Here is a 7,278-nt window from a genome sequence, read left to right as displayed (position 1 = left end):
TCCGGTACGTGCTGGCGAATTCGGAAGTGTCGGCGCTGCTGGGGCGGATGCCGTCGGCGGTGGGTTATCAGCCGACGCTTAATACCGAGGTGGGCGCGCTGCAGGAGCGCATCACCTCTACCAATAGAGGTTCCATCACCTCAATCCAGGCGGTGTATGTTCCGGCTGACGACCTGACCGACCCCGGCGTGGCCACCACGTTCACCCACCTTGACGCGACGACGGTGCTGTCGCGCCAGCTGGTGGAAATAGGCATTTATCCGGCGGTTGATCCGCTGGACTCCACGTCGCGCATCCTCGATCCCAAAATCGTGGGCGACGAGCATTACAACACAGCGCGCGACGTGCAGAAGATCCTGCAGCGCAATAAGGAACTGCAGGATATTATTGCCATTCTGGGCATAGACGAGTTGTCCGATAGCGACAAACAGACCGTGGCCCGGGCCCGCAAAATCCAGAAATTCCTGTCCCAGCCGTTTTTCGTGGCGGAACAGTTCACCGGCATTCCGGGCAAATACGTTTCGCTCAAGGACACGATCGCCGGGTTCCGCGGCATTCTGGACGGGAAATATGACGACGTGCCCGAGCAGGCTTTTCTGCTCAAAGGTTCCATCACAGATGTGCTGGGCGACTGGGAAAAGAAAAAGGAAACCGCCAATGCCTGAGAAACTCAAGCTGATCATAGTGACGCCCGAACGCAAACTGGACGAGCGCGAGGTGGATTTCGTGACGATCCCGGCGTCCGGCGGCGAGATGGGCGTGCTGCCCGGACATGTGCCTTGTGTGGTCACGTTGGCGGAAGGACTGCTGCGCTATCGAACCGGCGGGAGCGAGGAGGCGTTTGCCGTAATGGGCGGGTTCGCTGAGGTTCTGGACAACGAGGTAAGCGTGTTCGCCGAGTCGGGCGAACTGGCGGCCGAGATCAGCGAGGAAAAAGAGCGGCAGGCGATTGCCAGAGCCAAGGATATTCTGGCCGCAAAGGAAAAGGATCTGGATATCGAAGCCGTGCAGACGAATCTGCGCCGCGCCGCGCTGCGCATCAAGCTGGCTCAGAAGAGCAATCCGCGCCAGCATAAATAATCATCCGCGCCGGCGGAGCCGCCGGTCAGGCGCAAGGGCTCAGCCTGACGAATTTGCCGGACAAACCGCCCCGCGAAACTTCTCGCGGGGCGGTTTTCACCGGGGGAACACTTCTTGTCCCGGCAGCTTGCGCGTGCCGCAACAATTACCTCTCCTCTTTTCCCAAGTCGCCGCGGTCAAAAAAACCGGCCGCTGATATTTCATGCCCTGCGCGTTTATGCCAGCCAGCGGAAGTCGCTGGCTGGAACCAGGCTGTTGAAAAGCGTTTCGCGGATATGTTTTTCTTTTAATTTGCGGTGATTGATTTTTTCCAAGTCTTTTTCGAAGGAAACCAGCGAGATGCAGTGACAGACCTGATCCAGCGATGCCAGCGCGTGAAAGCATTTGTCATCGGTGTTTTTTATGAAACCGTTTATGGGAGCGCCGGGTTCCAGGCGCGGCAACTGGTCGGACAGCCATTGCGCCCAGTGTTTTAAAGGATATTTTATATGCCACTTCGCATGCAGTTCGCACAAGACTTCTTCGGGCGGTCCTTCATGCCAGGTGATGGCATCTCCTCCGAACAGGTCGTATATTTCGACTTTGCTGAAATTCATGATATTGCAGCCTCGCTTGGCGGTAGGCTGTAAGCAGGACTAGACAATGCGGTGCGGTTCCGGCTACCCCAGTATAACAGCTATTATAGCAGTCCTTAGACCAAAAGTCAAATTAAAATAATATTTATTCCTTTAGATTATGGGAGCCGGACTGTGCATGTTTTAGAATTACTTAATTATGACAAATGACATCTATGCTACGGTTGCCAAACAATTGCGGCTTAAACGCCTTCAGGCCGGATTGACGATAGAAGAGCTGGCGGAAACCGCCGGTATCAGCACGAGCTTCCTGGCTTATCTGGAAACCAACAAGAAAAAGGCCAGTCTTGCCACTATAGTCAAGCTCGCCGGGGCGTTGGGCATCGCTGTGTCAGAATTGCTCGACGAGAGTGCGGCGTTTACCGTGCCGGACGGAAATGAAAAAATTTTTAACCGGATTGTCAAACTGCTGTGCAGGCAGCCGCCAGCCGATACGGAAATCATGCTCGCCACGCTCGCCGCGCTTGCAAAAAGCCTGCGCAGGAGCAGATAAGCCGGCAGCAGGTGCAGATTCACGCGCCGCCCCGCGGGAAGTTTCGCGGGGCGGCGTTTTTTACAGTGGAGGATGGGAAAAGTTTGAGTTAAGTAACATTTTGGAGCCAGGTACCATTTCGTGTGGGATTGTAAAGGGATTCCTCGACGAGGAGTCCCTTCAGGTTAAGGGTTTGTAAATTCCGCACACAAACCCCGGCGCTGTCCGGCACGACATAATGATTGCCGGCACGGCATGGCTCAAGCAGGGCAAACGAAGTTTGGACCAGAATAACCCCCCGGCTTGCCGGTAAAGCTTAATAACAACCGGCAGGCCAATGGCACGGCCGGGGGAATTTCATGAAAAAGCATTGTGAAATTTGTCAGGCGGCACTTCTCTGCCGGTGTAAAACCACATCCGGCAAGCCATGCTAATAGCCGGCACGGCATAACCTGTGCGGCGCTGCGCCGACAAGGCAACCGGGTGTGCGGCGAACAGGGCTTCCCGGTTCTGTCCGGAGGGGGTGTCAAGGACTTCCGGCCGCGCAAATACCGCGCGCGGGTATTGGGAGGCGGCGTGCGCCGTTCCCAAAGGCCGGCCGTATGTTATGAAAAGAGCTCCCCGGCATGTGCCGGAGGGAGGTTTATTGCGGCTTTGCGGCGGATTGCTTTGCCGGCGCGCCTGAAAAAGAGGGTTGACGGAAATATTAGCCGCATGTATAATTATACAAACGGATAGTTATGCATCTGGCTAATAGCGCTTAAAAGCCCGAATGCCGTTTGCTTCAGCCTTGCGCGGGCGGACAACGGAGCAATTCCGGAGCGCGGTATTTAAGGCTGCAAGGCGCAGGCGCGGCGGCAGTGGACAAAGCTGGCGCGTATGGGTTGCTGCGGCGCGGAAGGTTGAATCTGTCCGGGCAGGGCGGGCGAACCGCGCCGCCCCGGAGCGGGAGCTGTTCAGGCGCGTATTGTCAAGGGGAGATTATGCCAAGACCTTCTGGCGGCAGTGAGCGGAAACTTATCATGGCCGGGTGCCGGCTGGCGGCGGAAAAAGGTTTCTCCGCGTTTCGCGTGCGCGATATCGCGGCCAAGGCCGGAGTCAATCCCGGCATGTTCCATTACCATTTTAAAACCAAGCGGGCATTCACGCGCCGGGTAATGAAAGTCATTTACGGCGAGTTTCTGGTCGAGTTCAGGCAGATTGCGCAGGGAAGCGTCCCGCTATCTGCGCGAAAATTTCATAGAGCATGTGCCGGTTTTTGTGGGGCTGGTGCAGGAGTGCCGCGAAAAAAATTATATTAAGAAGGGGGTTCCATTGCAGCAGCTGGTCGGGTCATTTATCGGGGTGGTTATTCCGGGCGTAATGTTCGGCGTTATCGAGCGGTGCGGTTGCCGCACCTTTCTGGGCCTGCCGGTGGAGGAGTTTGGCGGGCTGCTGTTTTCCGAGCGGGGGATCCGCCTGCGGATCGAGCTGCTTTTTGACGGCATCGGGCGGAAAGGGGGACGGAAATGACACGGTATCGGTTTGCTGTTGTGGCGCTCGGGGCGGTTTTGTGCGCCGGCCCGCGCGCGGCGGCGCAGGAACCGCCTTCCGTGCGCCTTGCGCTTGAGCGGTGCGAGGCGCAGGCGCTGATAAATTCGCCGGAAGTGGCCGCTTCCGTCGCACGTTATGCGGCGGCTGTAAGCGCGGCGTCCGCGACGTTCGCGGGGCGGCTTCCGCTGGTTGCGCTTGAAGGCGGCGGCTATTATCAGGGCACGGTTATCGGAATTAACGCGGGTAACCGCACCGTCGAGATGGGCGACAACTGGAACCTTGCGTTGGGCCCGGCGTTGTATGTTCCGCTTTATGATTGCGGCGCGCGCCGGTTCGCTTCGCGCGCGGCTGACGCCGCCGCGACAGCCCGCAGATTCGAACTGGAAGCCGCGCGGCGGAGCGCGCTGTTTGCGGTGCGGGCGGCGTATTTCAACGTGATGCTTGCGGCGGAACAGAATTATCTTGCGGGTCAGTATCTGGGTCTTGCCGCGGATCAGTATTCGGATACCGCAAAGCGCGCCGCCGCCGGCGATAAAACCCGCATTGACGTGCTGCAGTTCAAGCAGGAGGTGTATGCCCGGCGCAAGCGGTTTCTGGTCACCGGGCGGGAGCTTAGCGGCGCGCTGACCGGATTGTTTTCGCTAACGGGTTCCATCGCCGCGGACACCGGCAATCCCGCCGACGCGCGGCTCGCGCGCATGCGGCCTGATGGGGTGGACGCGCCCACCGCGTTTGTCGCAGCCGATGATTTCGAGCAGCTGAACGCGCGGCTTTCGGAGGCGGAAAATAAAAAAATCACGCCGGGCAACCCGACGCTTTTGTCGGTTGCATATTTAATCCGTAGCGCGCGGCTGCAGGCCGATCAGCTTCGGGCTCAGCGGGAGCCGGACGTGCAGTTCTTCGCGCGCGCCCAGGCCGTTTATCCCAAAGGCCCGGTGCTGGACATGTTTAACCAGAATGTCGCCGGGCTGAATGTGAGCATGCCGTTGTGGGAGGCCGGAAAAAAGCAGTCGCTGGCGGACCAGCAGGAAGCGTTCGCGCGCATGTATGAACAGCAATACGCCGCCGCCGGGCGCGATCTTGACCGCGACTGGAAAACCGCCGTTGACGGGCTGGCGTATCTGAGGCGGCAGCTGCAAACGGATGATGACGCCCGGCGCGAAGCGGTGGAACTGGCGGAGCTGGTTTACAAATCTTACAACGCCGGCGCGGCGAAGTATCTTGAAGTGCAGAGCGCGAACGTGCGCGCGCTCAACGCCGCTGGCGAAGCCGCCATGACCCGCGCGCAGATCCTGCTGCAGCTGGCGCTGCTTGACAGTCTGGGGGACTAGGAAACCATTATGAATAAACTGATACCTCTTGCGCTTATTGCGGCGCTGGTTGCCGTGGCGCTGTTTTTCCGGCGCGGACGCGACGAATTCTATTATGCCGGCACCGTTGAGGCCACGGAAGTGACGGTGCCCGCCCGGCTTAATTCGGTGATCGAAAAGTATCACGCGGAGCTGGGCGCGGAAGTGAAAAAAGGACAGCTGCTTGCGGAACTTGACTGCCGCGCCTATAATCTGGCCGCTTCCATCGCCGGGCGGGATTTCGACCGCGCCCGGCAGCTGCTTGCCGACGGCACCATGCCGCAGGCCCAGTACGACGCCGCCAAATACCGCGACGCCGACGCCCGGCTGAAAGCGGGCTGGTGCAGAGTGTATGCGCCGATTGCCGGCACCGTGCTTTACAAGCCGCACGAGGAGAGCGAATTTACCGCGCCCGGCACCCCGCTTGTGACGATTGCCGATACCAGCCGCGTCTATGCTTACATTTATGTCGAGCAGAGCGCGGTTTACCGTATTAAAACCGGCATGAAGGCGGCGGCGCTGCTGCCGGAGGACAATATGCGCCGGATTGACGGAACGGTTACCGCCGTAAATGAAAAGGCCGAGTTCACGCCCCGCAATGTGCAGACCCGCAAGGAGCGCACCCGGCTGGTCTATCAGGTGAAACTGGAATTTGACAACCGGGACGGCCTGCTCAAGCCCGGCATGACGATAGAAGCGCGTCCGTTTCCTGAAAACGGAACCAGGTAGAGGCATATGATGACGCAGGCATTGCGCGTGCCGGTTTCGATTGAAATTAACGGGCTTTCAAAAAGCTTCGGCGCGGCGCGCGCGCTTGACACGCTTACGGTAACCATTGCGGGCGGCACGCTGACCGGCCTGGTCGGGCCCAACGGCGCGGGCAAAACCACGCTTATGCGGATATTGGCCGGACTGCTGGTTCCTGACGGGGAACGCAGGCCCGATTCGGGCGCAGGCGCGCGGGCGGACGGGCCGCGCGCGGTCACGTTTTTGCGCAACGGCGTTCCGCTTGCGTCCGGCGCGCTGCGCGGTAAAACGGCGTATTTCCCGCAGGAGCAGAGTTTGTATCCCGATCTCAGCTGTCTTGAGCACATGGAGTTTTTTCGCGACCTGTACAGCGTACCCAAAGCGGAATACGAACGGCGTGCGCGGGAACTGTTCCGGCTTACGCGGCTGGAGCCGTTCAAGAACCGCAAGGCCGGCAAGCTCTCCGGCGGGATGTACAAAAAACTGGGGCTTATGTGCGTGCTTCTGCACGCGCCGGACATTCTGCTTCTGGATGAGCCGACCATAGGCGTGGATCCGGTGAGCCGGCGCGAGCTGTGGGAGCTTATGTACCGGTTTGTGGGCGGCAACATGACGATTGTGATGAGCACCTCCTACATGGACGAAGCCGAACGCTGCGACCGGGTGCTGCTTCTGGACAGGGGCAGAATGCTTCGGTTCGGCGAGCCGGACCAGCTGCTGGCGCAGGCCGGAGCTAACGGGTTTGAGTCGTTTTTCGAGCCGGCCGGAGGCGCGGTATGACCGGCGCGCCCGATTATGCCGTGCGGGTTGACGGGCTGGTAATAGCGTTCGGCGCGTTCCGGGCAGTGGACGGAATCTCGTTTGAAGTGCCGCGCGGCGAGATCTTCGGGTTTCTGGGCGCAAACGGTGCCGGCAAAACAACCACTATCCGCGCGCTTTGCGGACTGCTTGCCCCGCAAAGCGGCAGCATGAGCGTGGCGGGCATTGATGTCGCGGCCAGCCCCGCGGAAGTGAAAAAACGCACGGGTTACATGTCGCAGAAGTTTACGCTTTATCCCGATCTGACGGTGCGCGAGAATCTGGAGTTTGCCGCTGCGCTGCGTAAAATACCCGCAGCCGTGTTTGAAAAAAGATGCGCGGAGCTGCTTGAATTCGTGCGTTTCAACCGGGGTCTGAACGAGCTTGCCGGGCGGCTGCCCGGCGGGATCAAGCAGCAGGTTGCGCTGGCGGCGGCGGTTCTGCATGACCCGGAAATAATTTTTCTCGATGAGCCGACGGCAGGCGTAGCGCCCGGCGAGCGCAGGGGTTTCTGGAAGCTTATACGCGCGCTGGCGGCGGCGGGCAGGACGGTTTTTGTCACCACGCATTATATGGACGAGGCCGAGGAGTGCGGCGGGATCGCGCTGATGCACGCCGGCCGTATTGCCGCGCTCGACAGTCCCGCCGCGCTGAAGCGGGCCAG

At 59.6% G+C, this 7,278-nt stretch carries 9 protein-coding genes; 8 read left to right on the top strand and 1 reads right to left on the bottom strand.

The window, feature by feature from the left end; genetic code table 11:
* On the top strand, positions 1-665 hold a 665-nt coding region (locus tag PHW69_09120; GenBank protein MDD4005343.1), incomplete at its 5' end, for a F0F1 ATP synthase subunit beta.
* Positions 658-1,080, top strand: a complete 423-nt coding sequence (gene atpC / locus PHW69_09115) for an ATP synthase F1 subunit epsilon (protein ID MDD4005342.1) — start codon at positions 658-660, stop codon at positions 1,078-1,080. The genes PHW69_09120 and atpC, both read left to right, overlap by 8 nt.
* 215 nt (positions 1,081-1,295) lie before the next feature.
* Here the strand turns inward: atpC and PHW69_09110 are convergent, their stop codons facing one another.
* Complete coding sequence (locus tag PHW69_09110) at positions 1,296-1,676, bottom strand: hypothetical protein (protein ID MDD4005341.1); 381 nt, start codon at positions 1,674-1,676, stop codon at positions 1,296-1,298.
* 178 nt (positions 1,677-1,854) lie between these two features.
* Here PHW69_09110 and PHW69_09105 point away from each other — a divergent pair, with 178 nt between their 5' ends.
* The 6 genes from PHW69_09105 to PHW69_09080 form a co-directional block, all read left to right on the top strand.
* Positions 1,855-2,208 (top strand): helix-turn-helix transcriptional regulator, encoded by a 354-nt coding sequence (locus PHW69_09105; protein MDD4005340.1) that lies wholly within the window; start codon positions 1,855-1,857, stop codon positions 2,206-2,208.
* Positions 2,209-3,387: 1,179 nt separating this feature from the next.
* The gene (locus PHW69_09100; protein ID MDD4005339.1) at positions 3,388-3,699 is read left to right on the top strand and encodes a hypothetical protein; all 312 of its coding nucleotides are present in this window, start codon (positions 3,388-3,390) and stop codon (positions 3,697-3,699) included.
* Positions 3,696-5,051: a TolC family protein gene (locus PHW69_09095; protein MDD4005338.1), complete on the top strand. Its 1,356-nt coding sequence runs from the start codon at positions 3,696-3,698 to the stop codon at positions 5,049-5,051. The genes PHW69_09100 and PHW69_09095 overlap by 4 nt, the downstream gene beginning before the upstream one ends.
* Positions 5,052-5,060: 9 nt before the next feature.
* Positions 5,061-5,798, top strand: coding sequence for an efflux RND transporter periplasmic adaptor subunit (locus tag PHW69_09090; protein MDD4005337.1), 738 nt, complete (start codon positions 5,061-5,063; stop codon positions 5,796-5,798).
* Between the two features lie 9 nt (positions 5,799-5,807).
* A complete protein-coding gene (locus tag PHW69_09085) occupies positions 5,808-6,596 on the top strand; it encodes an ABC transporter ATP-binding protein (GenBank protein ID MDD4005336.1) in 789 nt (262 codons plus the stop codon).
* Positions 6,593-7,278: ABC transporter ATP-binding protein (locus PHW69_09080; GenBank protein MDD4005335.1), on the top strand; the 686-nt coding region annotated here is incomplete at its 3' end. The genes PHW69_09085 and PHW69_09080, both read left to right, overlap by 4 nt.

Source organism: Elusimicrobiaceae bacterium, from assembly GCA_028700325.1.
In the GTDB taxonomy this organism is placed as follows: Bacteria; Elusimicrobiota; Elusimicrobia; order Elusimicrobiales; family Elusimicrobiaceae; genus JAQVSV01.
The sequence above is the reverse complement of the archived record's forward strand: the minus strand, read 5'-3'. Positions and strand labels throughout refer to the sequence as shown.